Below are 17657 nucleotides of genomic sequence, written 5' to 3'. Positions count from 1 at the left end.
ATGGTCTGCCAAAGCTGCGGAAATAAATACAAAGTTAATTTATAAATCCGCCCCATGCGGAGAAATTAAAACTAGGAGGTAAATTCGTGATTTATTCTATTTTTTGAAGCAAAAAAAGCCAAACGGCTTTTTTAATTGCTCGAACTTGTAACAGTTGAGCTTGTGGAACTTGAGCTTGTGGAATTAGATGACGCACTTGAGTTTGTTGCGGCCTCAGCTTTAGATATGGATGCTGATTTAGCACTGGCTTGTTTACTGAGATCAGCTTGGTAGTCACTTAATGATTTAGCATAAATACCAGCTTCCATATCCACAACTTGTGGGGCTTTAATTTGTTTAGCAATACTTGGATAATATGGGAGTTTAACAGCCATTTGACTAAGGGCCACACGGACTTGATTACCATCACTGAGTTGAAGTGCAATGAAATCTTTTGTTGCACTCGTCGGCGTTTTAGTTACTTTTTTTATCAAGTTTTGCATGCTAGGTGTCAAAGTTTCAAAAGCTTTAACAAAGGTTTTCGCTTCCTCATCTGTAAAATCAACCAGGAGTGGTAAATTCTTTATTTGATCAGCAGTCGCCGCAGCGGATTTGACCACATAGCCATTGTCTAAAACTAAATAGGTAACCTTCCCTTGTTGTAAGGCCACAGAATTTTTATGCTCTGTTACCATCACCTCAATGCGATTAGGAAAATGGAATATCAATTTTGCATTGGCCACTCTTGAAAATTGGGACTCAATTTTTTTATTTATCGTTGCTTGTTGTTTATAAATTGAATAAATCGTATCCCCTGTTTTCAATCCTGAGGCAGTGGCAATTTGAGCTGATGTTTCACTAACATTTCCAGAAACGGTAAACTTACCAATTTTGCTGACAGGAAGGATAAAATAAGCTGAAATCAAGAAGACAATAAGTGACAGCCCCAAAGGAAACCACATTTTTTTTAAAATTGGTAAATAAATCGATTCTCTTTTTACCTTTTTCTTCTCTTCTTTATATTCATAACTCAAGGCTTCATTTTGAGATTTAAAACGATCAAATGCAGCACTAGCTGCTTCATCATTTTCGATGTTCTCTTCTACCGTTTGTTCAATATCTTGATTTTGATTTAAATCAGAAGTTTCATCATAATAAGTTTCGTCAATGAAATGATCATCGGTGTTCTCTGGATCTGATTCTAATGCTCTCTCTTCATCGGTGTCTTCTGGAAATTGATCTTGGTCAACTTTTTCTGAGACGTGGTCGGTGGCAATCTGTTCAAAAAAATCTTCAAACTCTGGACTCATATCATTTTCAGAGTTTTGCTCCGATCTTGTAACTTCTGCTGTATCTTCCTTTTTGACAGCATCATCTTCAAGATTCTCATTAAAAAATTTGGTTACACTAAAACGACTTGATGTTCCCCGATTCGGGTGTTCGACTGTCTTTTGAGGTTCATAATCCAAATCTTTGTTATTAAAGGGTGTATGATTTTTATCTTCACTCATTTAGTTATTTCTTTCACAAGTTGATATAAGCGCGTGCTTGCGTCGGGAACTCCAGCCTTACGACTATTTTCTGACATTTTTTGGTAATTTTCTTCATTGGCAAAAATATCTGAGATGGTCTTTACCATCACTTCACCAGTTAAATCTGCATCTCGTATCATTTTTGCTGCATCCTTGTCAACAAGCGCTTGCGCATTTTTAGTTTGATGGTCGGCGGTAACATTAGGACTTGGTACGAAAATTGTTGGTAAGCCCAAGGCAGTTACTTCAGCAATAGTTGTTGCTCCTGCACGGCAGAGAACCAAATCAGTTGAGGCAAAAAGTTCCAGCATATTGGAAATATAAGGGCGGATTGCAATGTTCTTGCTGTCCTTATATTTTTCAAAAATTGAATGATCTTCATCATAATAGATTTGGCCTGAGGCGTAGACAACTTGATAGTCCACTTCTTCAAACAATGGGAGGGCTGATTTAAACGCCTCATTGATGGTCATTGCACCGCGTGATCCCCCAAAGATAACCACTGTTTTCTTATCTTTTTGTAAACCATAGTCTTTTTCTAAAATATCTGAAGCTTGTAAATTCGCTACTTCTTGAGCACGCGGATTTCCTGTGAAAAAGGTTTTCTCAGCTGGGAAGTAGGATTTTGCTGCTTCAAAAGCAACGGCAATCTTCGTCACTTTTTTACTCAAAAATTTATTAGTAATCCCAGGAATTGAGTTTTGTTCATGAATTAAAGTTGGAATATGTAATCGTTCAGCAGCATATAAAACTGGCCCCGCTACATAACCTCCAGTTCCAACAACAACGTCAGGTTTAAATGCTTTAATTATCTTTTTAGCTTCGTTAGTTGAACTTAAAAATTTAGCAATTGTACGGAAATTATCTAGGGATAATGAACGTTTAAACCCTTGGACATCAACCGTTTTAAATTCAATCCCAGCAGCGGGAACAATTTTGTTTTCTAATCCCCGTTTTGTACCAACATATAGAATTTCTGAATCTGGTTCAACTGCTTTAAGATATTTGATAAAGGCCAAGGCTGGATAAATATGTCCTCCAGTTCCACCTCCTGTTAAAATAATACGCATGATTCGTTCCTCCGTAAGTCCTTATTTTTTGAGTGCTTCAAAAGCATCGATGAACAGATCACCGCGTTGTTCAGCGTTTTTATATTGATCCCAACTTGCACAAGCAGGACTCAAAAGGATGGTATCCCCTTCTTCAGTTTTTGGGAAAATTTCATTTAATCCTGTTACAACATTTTCTGTTTCAATATAGGGAATATTTAATTTTTCTGCAATTTTACGGAATTTAGGAGTTGTTTCCCCCATAATCACCATGCCTTTGAGACCCACTAAAGATTCTTCAAGTTCATCAATTTCATTACCACGATCAAGACCACCAGCAAAAAGCCAAAGTTTACTATTATCAAAACCAGTTAATGCTTTTTTTGCAGCTAAAATATTTGTAGCTTCTGTGTCATTGTAGGCTCGACGCCCATGAGCTGTTCCCAAAAATTGGAGGCGATGACGAACACCTTCAAAAGTTGTCAAAACAGTCACAATTGCTGAATTTTTAGCTCCGGAAAGTTTTGCTACAGAAATTGCTGCCAATGCATTCTCAATGTTGTGATCCCCTGGTAATGATAAATCGGCCGTTTCCATAATGTACTCCCCTTTGAAATACATTTTACCATCTTGTGCATATGCACCATCTGTCACTTCTGACGTAGAGAATGGAACAACGGTAGCTTGAGTCATTGTGGCATACTTTTTCATTTTATCTTGATTAAAATTCAAAATAAGGTAATCTTCATTGGTCAAATTATTTTGAATGTTCCATTTTGCTGCTTCATAATTTTCTTGTGTTCCGTGATAATCTAAATGCGTTGAATAGATATTGGTAATGACGGCAATTTTTGGACGAAATTGGTCAACCCCCATCAATTGAAAACTTGATGTTTCCATTACAATCGTATCAGTACTTACAGTTTCCGAAGCAACAGTTGATGCAGGGTAGCCAATGTTTCCTGCAAGCTTTGCTGTCTGACCATCTGCATTTAAGATGTCAGCAATCAAAGTTGTGGTTGTCGTTTTGCCATTTGTACCAGTGATGGCAATAATAGGGGCCTCTGAAACAAGGTACGCCAGTTCTATTTCAGTGAGGACAGGCAAATTTAATTCTTGAGCACGGACGACCATAGGATTGTCGTAACGTATCCCTGGATTTTTGACCATTAGTTCAAAGCCCTCATCCAGGAGTTCAATCGGATGCCCCCCTGTGATTACTTTTATCCCTTCTTCGAGTAGTTCTTGGGCATCCGGATTTTCGTCAAATGGTTTGAAATCATTGACTGTAACAATGGCACCGAGTTGATACAAGAGTCGAGCTGCAGCCATCCCTGATTTTGCTAATCCAAGAACAAGTACTTTTTTATTTTCAAAAGTTGTTATTTTTTTCATTTTTAATTTCTAACTTCCCCTAAGAAGTGATCCTGCGATCAAAACTATCATTTTTAGGCCAAACAGTCATGATGTCCGACTTTAACTTCTCTATTTTACCGCGATTTAGCTTTTTTTTCAACAGTCCTAACTATTTCAGTGTGACAAAAAAAGCCAATACAATTTGGCTTTTATTCCTCATTCGGTTTTACTTTTGGTATTTTTAAGATAAAGTCGGAACCGATACCTAACTTAGAATGGACAGATATTTCACCATTATAATTGTCAACCAATTGACTGATAATTGAAAGTCCTAATCCTGTACCGCCAATTTGACGACTTCTAGCTTTGTCTGCACGGAAGAAGCGCTCGAAAACATGACCAATATCATCTTCACCAATGCCCATTCCCTTGTCTGCAATCGAAGTGATGATGTAATTTTCGTCCTCAGATAAAGTCATGGTAATTTCTTTTGTTTCACCCGGCGAATATTTTGCGGCATTGTCTAACAAAATGAGTAAGCCTTGTTCATAATGATTTTCATGAATTTTAGCTAATCCTTCTCCTTGAATAAGATTAATCATTTTTAGATCAAAATTTTCGTGAACCAATTTAAAATTTTTCAATGTAAGATCAGCAATTCGAGGCAGATCGGTTGATAGATGTTCTAAGTCCATTTCATCATTTTCAAAGCGTGATAATGCTAACATTTCTTCCAGCATAGATTTCATCCGAATAATTTCTTCGCGGCTGGCTAGCAAGGATTCTTCAAGAATTTCAGGATCATTTTTCCCCCAGCGATTCAACATGTTAATATGACCATCTAACACGGCTAAGGGTGTTCTCAATTCATGAGAAACATCTGACACTAACCTTTTCTGCTGTTCTAAATAGCGATGCGCTTTTTCCATTGTTTGATTGTAGACATCAGCCAAATCTTCAATCTCATCATTTGTTTTTATAATCACTGGCTGGTAGGCTATTTCAGGGGATGTTGCCACTTTTTTCATGGCTTTGTGTAATTTCTCGAGTGGAGTCATAAAGCGTGCCACCATATAGAAGCCGATAATTTGTGATAAGATCAGGACGACAATTTCTAAAATAGTCAAAGTAAGCATCAAGCGACGATTTATATTATAGTAGAAACTAATATCATAGAATGCTTGAATATAACCTATTGGCTCACCTGTTTCTTGCGAAATAATTTTCCGTTCAACAATATAGCCTGGCGTTTTGCCGTTGATTTCAACGATCTTATTGTTGGGTTTATTTTGAAAATCCATGGCCGTTTTTGCTGTCGTATATAGCAGACGTTTGTCTACATCATAGATATAGAACGACCGACGGTGTCCAACCATCGAATTGAGTGTCTTAAGTGTTTCGTCCTCTGTATGACTCGGCGTAACTTTGTTGAATTGAATAAAATTATGTAAATTTTGAAGCGTTAATGGGACGTCAGATTTATTAAGTGTATCATCTACATTGTCCATCGCAGTCATGATGCCACTTTTTTCCTCATTTACATAGGTTGTCACGGTAATCTGGTAAATCAGTACTGAAAAAATCGTAAAGACGACGAAACAGAAAATTGTATTGACAAAAGCCCAACGTAAAACAATTGGACGTCTGGACTGATTTTCTCTAACTTTTTTTATTTCTTTTTTAAATAAACTATTCATTCTATCTTTAGATTACCTTAATATTATTCAGAAAAATTCTGTCAGTGCTGACAGAATTTTTATTTATTTTTCATTATTTTGAACGGTCACGCATGACATATCCGAGGCCTCGAACAGTTTGGATATAGCTTTCTTTTCCGTCCACGTCAATTTTATTGCGCAGGTACCTAATATAAACATCTACGACATTCGTTTCAGTTCCTTCTTCGTAGCCCCAGACTTCTGAGACCAAATGTTCGCGTGTTACAACATCACCTGTATGCTTCATCAATGTTAACAAAAGGTCGTATTCACGGCGTGTGAGATCAATGACTTTCTTACCCCGATGAACGGTTCGATTTGTTTTATCAATTACCAAGTCACGAAATGACGTATTAGCAGCTTCTTCAGCTAGATGCGAATGTTCTTCACGACGAAAGAATGCACGAACTCTAGCCAACAATTCCTCAATTGCAAAAGGTTTTGTAATATAATCATCCGCCCCAATATCAAGTCCAGCAACACGATCCATAGTAGAATCGCGCGCAGTCATCATAATAATTGGCGTGTCCTTTTCCTTGCGAAGTCGACGTGCAACTTCAAAACCGTCAAGCTCAGGTAACATCAAGTCGAGTAAGATCAGATCAAATTCTTTGCTCAAGGCCTCATCAAGACCCACACGTCCATTTTCTTTTATTTCGGTTGCATAACCTTCATGTTCAAGCTCAAGTGAAACAAAGCGAGCAAGATTTCGTTCATCTTCGATGATTAAAATTTTCTTAGATGCCATGTTATTCTCCTTTATCTTAGTAAAAAAATAAGTGAAGCTGATTCGCTCTAACGACATTATAATTCAATTATAAAAAATAAGCGAGAATTTCACTCATTTTATTCTAATTTTTTTATCATAAAGTCATATTTAGCATACATTCAAATTAATTTAGTCAAAAAGTCCGTCTAAATCCGCGAATGGCGACTTCTTTTCTTCCTTTTTCTCAACCTGTTTGGCCTGATAATCATCTTCGCTCAAGACAGTCCAATGCTGACCAGCTGGTAGTTCAGAAATCTCTTTTTCTTCATCTGAAAGAACCTGTAATGGAATCTCTAGTAAAATATTATCTTCAACAGATTCATCGAGTGAAATTAGGTCTTTATCCAACGGAATAATTAAATCAGAATCAAGTAAATCTGTTGATGAATTCAAAAATTCTGGACTAGCAAAACTTTCATTGACGAAGCTTGTCATTGGATATTCAACCGGTTTTAGTGAACGTGAAGAGGGCAAGGTAAGAACGGTATCCAATTGATAATCAAGGAGATATAAGCCATTGTCATAGCTAATTTGTCCAAAGACGTGTATTGGTGTTGCATTAAGTATTTCTGAGGAACGTTGACTTAGACTCTCACTTAACTCTAATGTTTCATCGAAATCAATGCTCTTTTTCTTGGTTATTTCATTTGTTGACCACTTCATGTGTTACTTCTCCTTAGTTTTATTTTAACCTATTTTTAATTTTTTTCAAAGCATATTTACTATTAATTAAGATATTATTATAATTTATCATTAAACATTATAATTAAATTAAAAAAAGCCAATGATCTGGCTTTTTCTATCTCTTTTTATTCAGGTCGAATGAGCGTCCATTGTTCTCCGAGTGTCGCAAAGTTATTTCCAGCTAAACGAGCAACTGGATCAAGCTTCTCTGCTAAAATATGTAAGCTTGATTCTTCCAAAACTTCTTCATCAAAAATAAAATTCTTAAGCTTTAAAATGACAAATTGTGCGTCATTTTCTAGTGGAATGTGCTTATAAAGAACCGTCTCAAAACGGACCAAACTATTTTTTAAACTAGGGACAGTTACACGTTGAGAAGGAATTAATTCTAAATCATATTTGTCTGCTTCACTCTCGTTTGAATTTAGTTTGGAGGCTGTCAAATTCATCTCTTTTACATTTTGGCTCGAAATCAGATGGATAACTGCTTCTTTGGTCGCCATAATATTATTGAATGTGTCTTTTTTTGCTGTGAAAGCGATTGAGACGAGAGGTGGCTGACTTGAAACGACATTAAAAAAACTAAAAGGGGCAACGTTGACGAGGCCTGACCTATTTTGCGTCGTAACCCAAGCGATTGGGCGAGGAATGATTGATCCCGACATTAATTTATAGATTTGTCGTTCATCCAATTCCTCCACATTAAAACTTTTCATCGTGACCTCCAACATTAATCTTTATCCTTTAGTTATATCATGATTTTTACTTGTTTGTCTATTTAATACATCTTCTACCGTCCAAAGTTCGTCATTTGAACGATCACGAAGGGCATCAGAAGTATCTAATGGACGTAAATTAGCAGCGGTTTTAGCTTTTATTGCTTCATCTCCTGGGAAAAGGTGAGGTGGTAAACTCAATTTTGTACCAGCAACATCTTTAGATTCATCGATCCAAAAACCTGAGGTAATTAGTGCCTCTTCGTATGAATCGACCGCTCCCAAGCCTGATTTTGCCATTTCTAAAGCTCCTATTCCAGGTGTATAAGTGGCAATTTCAAACAATACCCCTGGTGCAACTCGAACATATTCACTTGAAAAATAGAAACGGTCAACCAATCCTGAATGGGGCAAACGATAAGCTTTAATTCGATTAATCCAATAGTTCAATGTTTCTGGGTTGGCAGTTCCGAGCGCCATGTGGTGAATGGTTCCATAGCCTTGGTAAGCATAAACATCATTATCGCTGGCATCTTCAAGAATAACTGAGGCTCCATTGCCCCCTTTAGCCACTTCAAATAAATGGTATTTACCTTCTTGTCCCCCGTTCACAAAACCGAAGACTGTTTCCATAATTAATTCTAAATTCTCAGGGTTAGCAACTTTTACAAACACTGGACCCAACCCTGTGATTCCATGTTCTGCCGGAACATTAGAAAGCTGCCATGAACGCCCATTCGATGCTTCACCACTATCGTGTGCATCCGAAATTAATTGGTATTGTTGGCCATCGAAGTCTTCAAAAGCAAGTGTTTTTTGACCAAACAAAGTAGAAATTGAGCCATGTTTAACATGCGCTTGTTCAAAACGTTTTTCCCAATAGTCTAGTGAAGCGTCTGTCGGAACGCGGAATGAGGCACGGTCGATTGAATTCAAGCCGTGTTCCCCTTTAGGTGCATTTTTGAAATCAAAGAATGTCATATCTGCACCTCTGGCATTTTCTTCGGTGAAAAAGAGATGATAAGTTTCATAGTCGTCTTGGTTGACGGTCAATTTTGCTAGCCGTAGACCTAAGATATTAGTAAAAAAATCATAGATATGTTGAGCGCTTGATGTAATTGCTGTGACGTGATGTACGCCACCCAAAATATTTTCTTGTTCAATAGTTGAATTGATATGCGTTTCTGTTTGATTTGTCATGCTTAATCCTTGTTTTCTTTTGATTTATTGATTCAGCCAGTTTTTAGCTGCGTTTACTTCATCTTCAGTGAGTTGATGTCCATATGAACTCTTAAAAATCTCAGGTTGACAACCTGCCTGTTTGATATCAGCTACCAAAGCATCGAACCATACCCTTGGCACAATTGGATCTGCTGGGTCATTGGTTAGGAAAAAGTCAGTTTTCACAACATCAGCCTGTTCAATTTTGGCAATTTGCATCGGATGAAAGGCAATCATCTTGGAAAAACTGAATTTTCCATTCAGCGCCATATTCAATGTCATATTGGCCCCATTTGAATAACCAATAGCAATAAAATGATGCGAATCAAGTTGATGTTTTTCACTCAAACGCTTTATTTCTTCGGCTAACCAATCACTTTCGATGGCTAAAGAAACCAAATCAAAATTTTCTTGTCTAAACCCCGGGGCTTTGAGGCGGAAATAACGATTCATGCCCCCCTCAGAAATGCGTCCGCGAATGGATAAAATCGGATGACCTGGTGCGATTAATTCTGCCAATGTCACCAATTGATGCTCGTCCCCACCTGTCCCATGTAACAGTAAAACGGGTGCTAAATTTGCTTTTCCTTCTTTAAAAATATAATGTGTCATCATACTCCTTTTTCAAAAAATAAATTAAATCGCTTATCGTTTACATTTGTAAACTATATATTGATTATATCATTTACGTTTGTAAACGCAAGCTAATTGCTCAGAATAATAAAAAAAAAGAGCAATAGCTCTTCTCGATAAAATAAAAACAGCTTTCGCTGTTTATTATTTTCCATATTTTTTGTTGAAACGTGCGATACGTCCATCTGCAGCTTGGAATTTTGCTTTACCAGTGTAGAATGGGTGTGAGTCAGCTGAAGTTTCAACACGGATCAATGGATATGTGTTTCCTTCGAATTCAATTGTTTCTTTAGAGAATTTAGTTGAACCACTCAAGAATTTAAAACCAGTTGTTGTGTCCATGAAGACAACTTCTTGATACTTAGGATGGATACCTTTTTTCATTTTTAGAAATTTCCTTTCTGCCTTGGACTGTTTGCCAGACCAAAGTTGTACGAATACTAATCTATTTTAGCAAAATCAATCATTAATTTCAAGTATAAAAATCGCTTTGTCAAGTTTTTTTCTTGACAGATTATTGATTTACTTCTACCGTATGGCATTGGTCAATCAAATCCATGAAATCATCAAACAGGTAAGAGGCATCATGTGGACCAGGCGCTGCATCTGGGTGAAACTGCACGGAGAACGCTGGATAATTTCGATGTCGGATGCCTTCTATCGAATGGTCGTTGATTTCTTCATGTGTGATGAGCAAATCCTTTGGTAAATTTTCACGGGCGACAGCGTAGCCATGGTTTTGAGATGTGAAATCAATTCGTCCTGTAGCTATTTCTCGTACGGCGTGATTAAATCCTCGGTGACCAAACTTCATTTTGTAAGTTGTAGCACCGCAAGCCAGACTTAGTAATTGGTGTCCCAAACAAATTCCGAAAATAGGAACTTGACCAAGGATGGATTGAATCATCTTTAGTGCCTCTGGTACATCAGTTGGGTCGCCAGGGCCATTTGTTAACATGACGCCATCTGGATGCATGCTTAATATTTCTTCTGCACTTGTATTAAATGGAACAACTGTGACGTCGCAATGACGTTTTGACAATTCTCTTAAAATGGAATGTTTCAAGCCAAAATCGACAACAACAATTTTTCTTCCGATATTCGGTGAGGGATATGGGGTCAAGGTACTGCTGGTTTGAACTTGATTCGTGGGCAAAACGGTTGCTTTTAATTGACTCATTTGATGTTCAAATTCATCGCCGGGACTAACAAGTGATGCTTTCATTGTTCCATGCTCACGCACAATTTTTGTCAGCGCTCTTGTGTCGATTCCACTAATGCCCGGAATCCGCCTTGCTTCAAGAAATTCATTGAGGGACATGTTGCTACGCCAATTCGATGGTCGACGTGCTGCTTCGTGAACTACGACACCCTTGCATGTTGGTATTATGGTCTCGTAGTCATCTCGATTAATTCCGTAATTTCCGACCAGGGGAAAGGTAAACATCAAAATCTGACCATTGTAGGATTGATCAGTGATTGATTCTTGATAGCCCGTCATCCCTGTATTAAAAACGAGTTCACCGTTCACTTCTATATTGGCGCCAATTGCCTCGCCTTCGAATACCGTTCCGTCTTCTAAGATTAGGAGTCTCTTGCTCATAATTATCTTACCTCGATTTTCTTTTTGCACAACAAACATACACTTTGCTGCGAATTGTCAGCACTGATTTTTTAAATCGTCATTGCTTTTTGATTTTGTTTATTTAGAATTGCTTCAAGAATCGCCATTCGAATGTATACACCATTTGTCATTTGCTGAACGATACGACTTTGTCGTGATTCAACCAGCTCATCAGCTATTTCTACATCACGATTGACTGGAGCTGGGTGCATGATAATCGCTGTTTTCTTCATTTTCTGAGCTCGTTTGATGGTAAGACCATAGGTTTGATGGTAATCGACTTTCGAAAATCCTTCGTTTTCCTCGTGTCGCTCAAACTGAACTCGGAGAAGCATTTCAACATCTAATTCTGGCAGTATTTCATCTATCTTGACATATTTTCCAAACGCATCGAATTCAGGCGTGTACCATTCTTCAGGACCAGTGAAATAGAGCACAGCACCTAATTTTTTTAATATCATCATATTAGATTTTGCCACGCGAGAATGACTTAAATCTCCTGAAATCGCAATTTTTAGGCCTTTAAAATGTCCAAACTCTTCATAGATGGTCATTAAGTCCAATAAGCATTGACTGGGATGCTGTCCAGAACCATCGCCACCGTTAACTACGGCGCACGTTAAACTTTTTGATTGGATAAGAGGTTCATAGTACTTTTCTTCTTTTGCTCGAATGACGACAATACTTGTCCCCAAAGCATTGAGCGTTAGAATTGTGTCATACAACGTTTCACCTTTTTTAATGGAGCTGTCTGCCGCCTCAAATTCTAGCACTTCCAATCCCAATTTTCTTTCGGCAACATGAAAAGATTGATGGGTTCGTGTACTATTTTCAAAAAACAAATTCGATACAAAAGTCTGAGGAAATTGAGGTATTTTTACTTTTCTATTTTTGAAATCTGTAGCACGTTGAATCAGCGCCATGACTTCTTCAATTGATAAATCTTCCATACTTGTCAGATTGGACAAGGTCAATTTGTTTGTTGTACTCATTTTATGACTTCTTTCAATTTATTAAAAATCGTTTGTTATTTTGAGTTTTTATTAGATGAACGTTGCTTTATTATTTAGTCTTCTTTTGGTAAAACAAGGTTTAAAATAATTCCGAATAAAGTTGCAATCGCAACGGGAGATATTTGTAAACTATGTCCCCCCAGTGAAATATCAAAGACCATGCCACCAATCCCGATAACCAGAACAACTGACGAAATCAAGAGATTTCGCTTGATGTCAAAGTTGATTTTATTTTCGACCAAGATTTTCAACCCTGATGCTGCTATAACACCGAATAAGGCAATGGATGCGCCACCAATAACAGGTGCCGGAATGGATTGTAAGAGCGCAGTAATTTTGCCTATGAAGGATACCACGATCGCTAATCCAGCTGCACCAGCAATTACATAGATGGAATGGATTTTGGTGATTGCCATGACGCCAATATTTTCACCGTAAGAAGTGACAGGAGGTGCCCCAACAAAACCAGCAATAATTTGTGCAACCCCGTCTCCGGTTAGTGTTTTTTCAAGTCCTGGATCTTTGAAATAATCTTTCTTGGTCAATGAATTCAAAACCATGATATGCCCAAAGTGTTCTGTCATTGTGACAAAAGCGATGGGAGCCATTGTTAAGATTGCTGATGGATAGAATGCCCATTGATATGAAGCAAATGGGATCTCGACTGGAGGCAAACTCAACCAATTTGCTGATGATACACCAGAGAATGAAATAATATCCATGCCGGTCATTTTCCCAATGACCAAAGCTGCAACGTAACCAGTGACTATCCCCAATAAAATTGGAACGACTGACAAGAACCCACGACCATAAATACTATAAATGACAATAGATAATACTGTGATCAGAGCGATGATGATGTAGGCCATACTATATCCAGTTTGAGTACCAGGCGTGATATACATGGCATCATTAATGGCAGTTGGTGCCAAACTCAACCCGATGACCATGACAATAGGACCCACTACAATCGGAGGCAATATTTTATCAATCCATCCATTTCCAGCAAACTTGACAATCAAAGCCACGATCAGGTAAACAAGACCGCCCGTCATTGCACCTTGAGCAATCGCAGGCATTCCCCCATGCTTCATCAAAAGTTGCATGGCACCAATATAGGCGAAACTCGACCCCATATAAGCAGGCACTTTGAATTTTGTTACCGACATGTGAGCTAAAGTTCCAAGCCCTGAGCTAAGTAATGCAATAGCCGGATTAATTCCGACTAAAATTGGAACTAAAACGGTCGAACCAAACATGGCAAATAAGTGTTGGAAGGATAATCCAAACCATTGTGACGCTTTTGGTTTCTCATCAACGTGAAGAATAATATCGTCTTTCATAATTTACTTTCTAAAATCTTCTTTCATTGTCAGTCATGACAACTTTTATCAATAAACTTTTTCATGAACCTGGAAAATGTAACCATCACATTTCCTGTAACATCATTTAAGATTAATTGTCGCTGGCAATGAGGATGCTGTCTTGGCCATCGTGTTCAGTCATTTGAACAATAATTTCTTCATCATGAGCAGTAGGAATGTTTTTTCCGACATAATCTGCACGGATTGGAAGTTCCCTGTGTCCGCGGTCAACAAGGACAGCTAATTGAACCCTTGCTGGTCGGCCTAAGTGAACAAGTCCATCAATGGCAGCACGGATTGTACGACCTGTATAAAGGACGTCGTCAACTAAAATGATATCCTTTCCTGTCACATCAACATCAATTTCTGACGTATCATTTTCTGCCTGTTTGTCATCACGAAAGGGCTTCGTATCCAATTCACCAAGAGGAATATCCAACCCTTCGAGTTGTTTCAAGCGTTCTTGAATCCGTTGAGCCAAATAAACGCCGCGAGTCCGAATACCGACAAGCACCAACTTGTCCATTTCCTTATTGCGTTCAATAATTTCATAGGTGATACGTGTGATGGCACGCTTCATTGTGATTTCATCAATTATTTCTTTTTGCTTCATGTAAGCTCCTTTGATTTTAGAATAAAAAATACCTCCATCCAAAAGAATGCAGGTATAAGGTTTCAGAAAAATAGCTTTAGCTATTAATTTTATTCAAATTTTAAATTTTTCCGACCTTGTCTGCCTCTCTGGACAACCTTAAAGGTTTTTATCATTATAGCAAACTTCATTTAAAAAGACAAGAATTTATCAATCTTTTTTCAAATTTTGTAACTTCTTACCTTTGCTTGCCAAAAACAGACCAAAATTGGTCTGTTCTTTTTTTATTCAAGGATAACAATAATTCGGTTACCAACTGGATCTAAAATGGTCAATTGATGATCTGTCGCTTGAATCAAGGCATTTTTCCCCTCAGCATATGCTTTAATTTCATTGAAATAAGTGACTTGATCAACAAAAACGTCAAATTCTAATAGACCGGGCCAAGCAGCATTATTTTTTTCTAAATAAGGTCCTGACCAATCATTAAAGGCAAAATGGTGATGATAGTGGCCAGACGAAATCCAACTTGCAGAAGGAACAGCAAACTTTTCAGTCATGTTAAACAATTGTTGATAAAAAATAGAATCTTGAGCTGCTGACTGAACAGTTAAATGCACGTGTCCCATCCGCGTGCCAGCAGGAATTTCATAATTTTCCTGCATTAGATGTGCTGAATCGATTACTCCCGCAGCATCAATTTGTTCAGTCACACCAATAATCTTTTCACCTTGAATGTCCCATTCTTCTACGGCTTTATCCCGATAAACTTCAATCCCATTGCCTTCTAAATCTTGTAAGTAGATAGATTCACTATACCCATGGTCTGCCGCGCCAACGAGAGGATATTGATGTTTGATGACATGATTTAAAAAGTCACCTAAATCTGCACGTGAGGGCAATAAAATTGCTAAGTGGTACAAGCCATAAGCTTCATGTTGTTCTGATTCAACTTTATTGAGTCGCACTAAAACCTCGTTTGTTTCTTTGATTCCTAAACCTATTGATTTTGAATTTTCCTCCAAGACACTTAAACCCAAGACTTCTTGATAGTATTGTGATTCGAGTTCTAAATTGACGACATTGAGAGCAACTTGGCCCAATCTTACTTGTGATTGATAATGATACATTTTTTCCCCTTTATTTCTTAATTGTTTTTTCTTTGTTAATTTCACTTTCAACTGAAAGAATTAAATCAGCCAAGGAAATCCTTGCCATTTCAGCGTCAGCAGCAGTTTGGATTTGATCATAGCTGTCGCTAAGAACATTTTTGATGTTTCTACCAAGTTCACAATCTTGATTCGTTTTTTGATCAACCTGTAGAAGGTGGCATTCCGTTTCAACTGCCTTGTAAACATCAAGCATTGAAATGTCACTTGCTTGTCTAGTCAAGGCCGGTACTGCTTTCCCAACCTGTGTTGAAATAAGACCTGCCTGACTCAATTGAGCCATCAACCGTCTGATAACGCCTGGATTAGAAGAGACACTTTTGGCAATCGCTGTCGAAGTCATTTCACGTTCGCCTTTATAAAGTTCAATATAAATTAGAATATGAATGGCATCGCTCGTCTTATATGAATTCTTCATGCTTTCCTTTCATTTGATACAAAATAACAACCTGTTACTTTAAAAATATCATCTATGCTTATAGTATAAGTTGTTACTTTAAAAATGTCAACCATTTGATTTAAAAAAAGCACCATTGTGCTTTTTCATATCATTTCTTCTTCTTGCCTTTTTTCATTTTCTTTTGCGCACGCTTCATTGCTTGTTTCATCGCAAATTCTGATGCTTTCCCTTTAAGTCCGCCACCAAACATGGCGCTCATGTCAGGTTGTCCACCTTGGCCCATCATTGATGATAGATCTCCAAATTGTGACATATCAGGCATCCCATTCATTCCGCCCATTCCTTTAGGCATATTTGGCATTCCCTGACCACCCATCATTTTTGACATCATGGCATTCATATCACCATTCATAATGCCTTGCATCATGTCTTTTGATTGATTAAACTGTTTGATGAATTTATTTACTTCAATAAAGCTATTTCCTGAACCAGTCGCAAGACGCCGGCGACGAGCAGGGGATAATTCGACTTCCAAATGACGTTCTGCTGGTGTCATTGACAAAACAATTGCTCGCTTACGTGCGACATCTTTGGGATCTACTTTTACTTTATCAATTCCAGGCATTTGTGACATTCCTGGAATCATTTTCATAATGTCTTCCATTGGTCCCATCGATTGAACTTGATCAAGTTGTTCAACAAAGTCTTCATAATCAAAACGATTTTCGGCCATTTTTTCAGCCAATTTAGCAGATTGTTCTTCGTCGAATTGCGCTTGCGCTTTTTCAATCAAGGTCAACACATCGCCCATCCCAAGGATACGACTTGACATACGATCAGGGTAAAAGACTTCAAGGTCAGTTAATTTTTCACCCGTCCCAGTGAATTTGATTGGTTTCCCTGTTATTTCACGAATAGAAAGCGCAGCACCACCACGTGTATCCCCATCAAGTTTTGTAATGATGACACCAGTAATGTCCAATTTCTCATCAAATGTTTTTGCGACCTGTGCTGCAACCTGACCAGTCATTGCATCAACCACCAACAATATTTCAGTTGGATTTGCAAGTGCTTTGATCTCTTGGAGCTCGTTCATTAATTTGTCATCAATTTCAAGACGACCAGCCGTATCAATCAAGACATAGTCTTTTCGATCTTCCTGTGCTTTTTCGAGTCCACGTTTTACGATATTTACTGGACTTTCACTTGTGCCCTCATCATAGACAGGAATATCAAGCTGCGCCCCAAGCGTTTTTAATTGTTCAACCGCAGCAGGACGGTAAACGTCTGCTGCAATCATTAAAGGTCTGGCATTTTGCTCTTCTTTAAGTTTCTTAGCTAATTTACCAGCAAATGTCGTTTTACCAGCACCTTGAAGCCCCACCATCATGATAATCGTCGGAATGTGTGGGGATTTGAGAAGTTCAGCCTCACCACCGCCTAGAATTTTTGTCAATTCTTCATTAACGATTGATATCACTTGTTGGGCTGGATTCAATGCTTCAGATACTTCTGTTCCAATTGCTCGTTCACGAATATTGCGAATGAATTTTTTAACAACAGGCAAAGCAACGTCAGCCTCAAGTAAAGCAATTCGGATTTCTTTCGTAATTTCTAAAACATCATTTTCTGATATTTTTTTCTTACCGCGTAAATTTTTGAAAACACCTTGCAGACGTTCTGTTAGATTTTCAAATGCCATATTATTTTATCCTTTTTCTAACTATTTATTTATTTTTGATGTCACTATATTTCAGATTTGACTACTTTTATAGAATCTAATTTCCATTAGGTCAGTTTCTACAGATTCATTCAGCGTTTTATATCCATGCCTTTTC

The 17657-nt window shown here is 37.8% G+C and carries 17 protein-coding genes; all 17 read right to left on the bottom strand.

Annotation, left to right across the window (positions count from 1 at the left end; translation table 11 throughout):
• Positions 1 to 131: 131 nt before the first annotated feature.
• Positions 132 to 1490 carry a cell division protein FtsQ/DivIB gene (locus tag RT41_RS01665; protein ID WP_096816981.1) on the bottom strand — a complete coding sequence of 453 codons (1359 nt, stop codon included), beginning with the start codon at positions 1488 to 1490 and terminating at the stop codon, positions 132 to 134.
• Entirely contained in the window at positions 1487 to 2581 is a 1095-nt protein-coding gene (gene murG / locus RT41_RS01660) for an undecaprenyldiphospho-muramoylpentapeptide beta-N-acetylglucosaminyltransferase (RefSeq protein ID WP_096816980.1), read from the bottom strand. The genes RT41_RS01665 and murG overlap by 4 nt, the downstream gene beginning before the upstream one ends.
• A 21-nt stretch (positions 2582 to 2602) precedes the next feature.
• Positions 2603 to 3955 carry a UDP-N-acetylmuramoyl-L-alanine--D-glutamate ligase gene (gene murD / locus RT41_RS01655; protein WP_096816979.1) on the bottom strand — a complete coding sequence of 451 codons (1353 nt, stop codon included), beginning with the start codon at positions 3953 to 3955 and terminating at the stop codon, positions 2603 to 2605.
• Positions 3956 to 4125: 170 nt separating this feature from the next.
• Positions 4126 to 5613 carry a sensor histidine kinase gene (locus RT41_RS01650; protein ID WP_096816978.1) on the bottom strand — a complete coding sequence of 496 codons (1488 nt, stop codon included), beginning with the start codon at positions 5611 to 5613 and terminating at the stop codon, positions 4126 to 4128.
• A gap of 73 nt (positions 5614 to 5686) precedes the next feature.
• Positions 5687 to 6382 (bottom strand): response regulator transcription factor, encoded by a 696-nt coding sequence (locus tag RT41_RS01645; RefSeq protein ID WP_096816977.1) that lies wholly within the window; start codon positions 6380 to 6382, stop codon positions 5687 to 5689.
• A gap of 150 nt (positions 6383 to 6532) precedes the next feature.
• Positions 6533 to 7066 carry a YceD family protein gene (locus tag RT41_RS01640; protein ID WP_054638885.1) on the bottom strand — a complete coding sequence of 178 codons (534 nt, stop codon included), beginning with the start codon at positions 7064 to 7066 and terminating at the stop codon, positions 6533 to 6535.
• Between the two features lie 146 nt (positions 7067 to 7212).
• Complete coding sequence (locus tag RT41_RS01635) at positions 7213 to 7803, bottom strand: flavin reductase family protein (RefSeq protein ID WP_096816976.1); 591 nt, start codon at positions 7801 to 7803, stop codon at positions 7213 to 7215.
• Positions 7804 to 7824: 21 nt separating this feature from the next.
• Positions 7825 to 9003, bottom strand: a complete 1179-nt coding sequence (locus RT41_RS01630) for a VOC family protein (RefSeq protein WP_096816975.1) — start codon at positions 9001 to 9003, stop codon at positions 7825 to 7827.
• 24 nt (positions 9004 to 9027) lie between these two features.
• Positions 9028 to 9636, bottom strand: coding sequence for an alpha/beta hydrolase (locus RT41_RS01625; RefSeq protein ID WP_054639077.1), 609 nt, complete (start codon positions 9634 to 9636; stop codon positions 9028 to 9030).
• A gap of 165 nt (positions 9637 to 9801) precedes the next feature.
• Positions 9802 to 10041, bottom strand: coding sequence for a type B 50S ribosomal protein L31 (locus tag RT41_RS01620; RefSeq protein ID WP_096816974.1), 240 nt, complete (start codon positions 10039 to 10041; stop codon positions 9802 to 9804).
• Positions 10042 to 10171: 130 nt separating this feature from the next.
• Positions 10172 to 11260 carry a carbamoyl phosphate synthase small subunit gene (locus RT41_RS01615; RefSeq protein ID WP_054639078.1) on the bottom strand — a complete coding sequence of 363 codons (1089 nt, stop codon included), beginning with the start codon at positions 11258 to 11260 and terminating at the stop codon, positions 10172 to 10174.
• Between the two features lie 71 nt (positions 11261 to 11331).
• Positions 11332 to 12273 (bottom strand): aspartate carbamoyltransferase catalytic subunit, encoded by a 942-nt coding sequence (locus tag RT41_RS01610; protein ID WP_054638886.1) that lies wholly within the window; start codon positions 12271 to 12273, stop codon positions 11332 to 11334.
• Between the two features lie 74 nt (positions 12274 to 12347).
• Entirely contained in the window at positions 12348 to 13637 is a 1290-nt protein-coding gene (locus tag RT41_RS01605; protein WP_054638887.1) for a uracil-xanthine permease family protein, read from the bottom strand.
• Between the two features lie 112 nt (positions 13638 to 13749).
• A complete protein-coding gene (gene pyrR / locus RT41_RS01600; protein ID WP_096816972.1) occupies positions 13750 to 14271 on the bottom strand; it encodes a bifunctional pyr operon transcriptional regulator/uracil phosphoribosyltransferase PyrR in 522 nt (173 codons plus the stop codon).
• A gap of 263 nt (positions 14272 to 14534) precedes the next feature.
• Positions 14535 to 15380 (bottom strand): VOC family protein, encoded by an 846-nt coding sequence (locus tag RT41_RS01595; RefSeq protein WP_054638888.1) that lies wholly within the window; start codon positions 15378 to 15380, stop codon positions 14535 to 14537.
• Positions 15381 to 15390: 10 nt separating this feature from the next.
• The gene (locus RT41_RS01590; protein WP_054638889.1) at positions 15391 to 15837 is read right to left on the bottom strand and encodes an Rrf2 family transcriptional regulator; all 447 of its coding nucleotides are present in this window, start codon (positions 15835 to 15837) and stop codon (positions 15391 to 15393) included.
• Between the two features lie 130 nt (positions 15838 to 15967).
• A complete protein-coding gene (ffh, locus tag RT41_RS01585) occupies positions 15968 to 17521 on the bottom strand; it encodes a signal recognition particle protein (protein WP_054638890.1) in 1554 nt (517 codons plus the stop codon).
• Positions 17522 to 17657: the final 136 nt, after the last annotated feature.

It is taken from the genome of Lactococcus fujiensis JCM 16395 (genome assembly GCF_002441655.1).
GTDB lineage: Bacteria > Bacillota > Bacilli > Lactobacillales > Streptococcaceae > Lactococcus > Lactococcus fujiensis.
The sequence above is the reverse complement of the archived record's forward strand: the minus strand, read 5'-3'. Positions and strand labels throughout refer to the sequence as shown.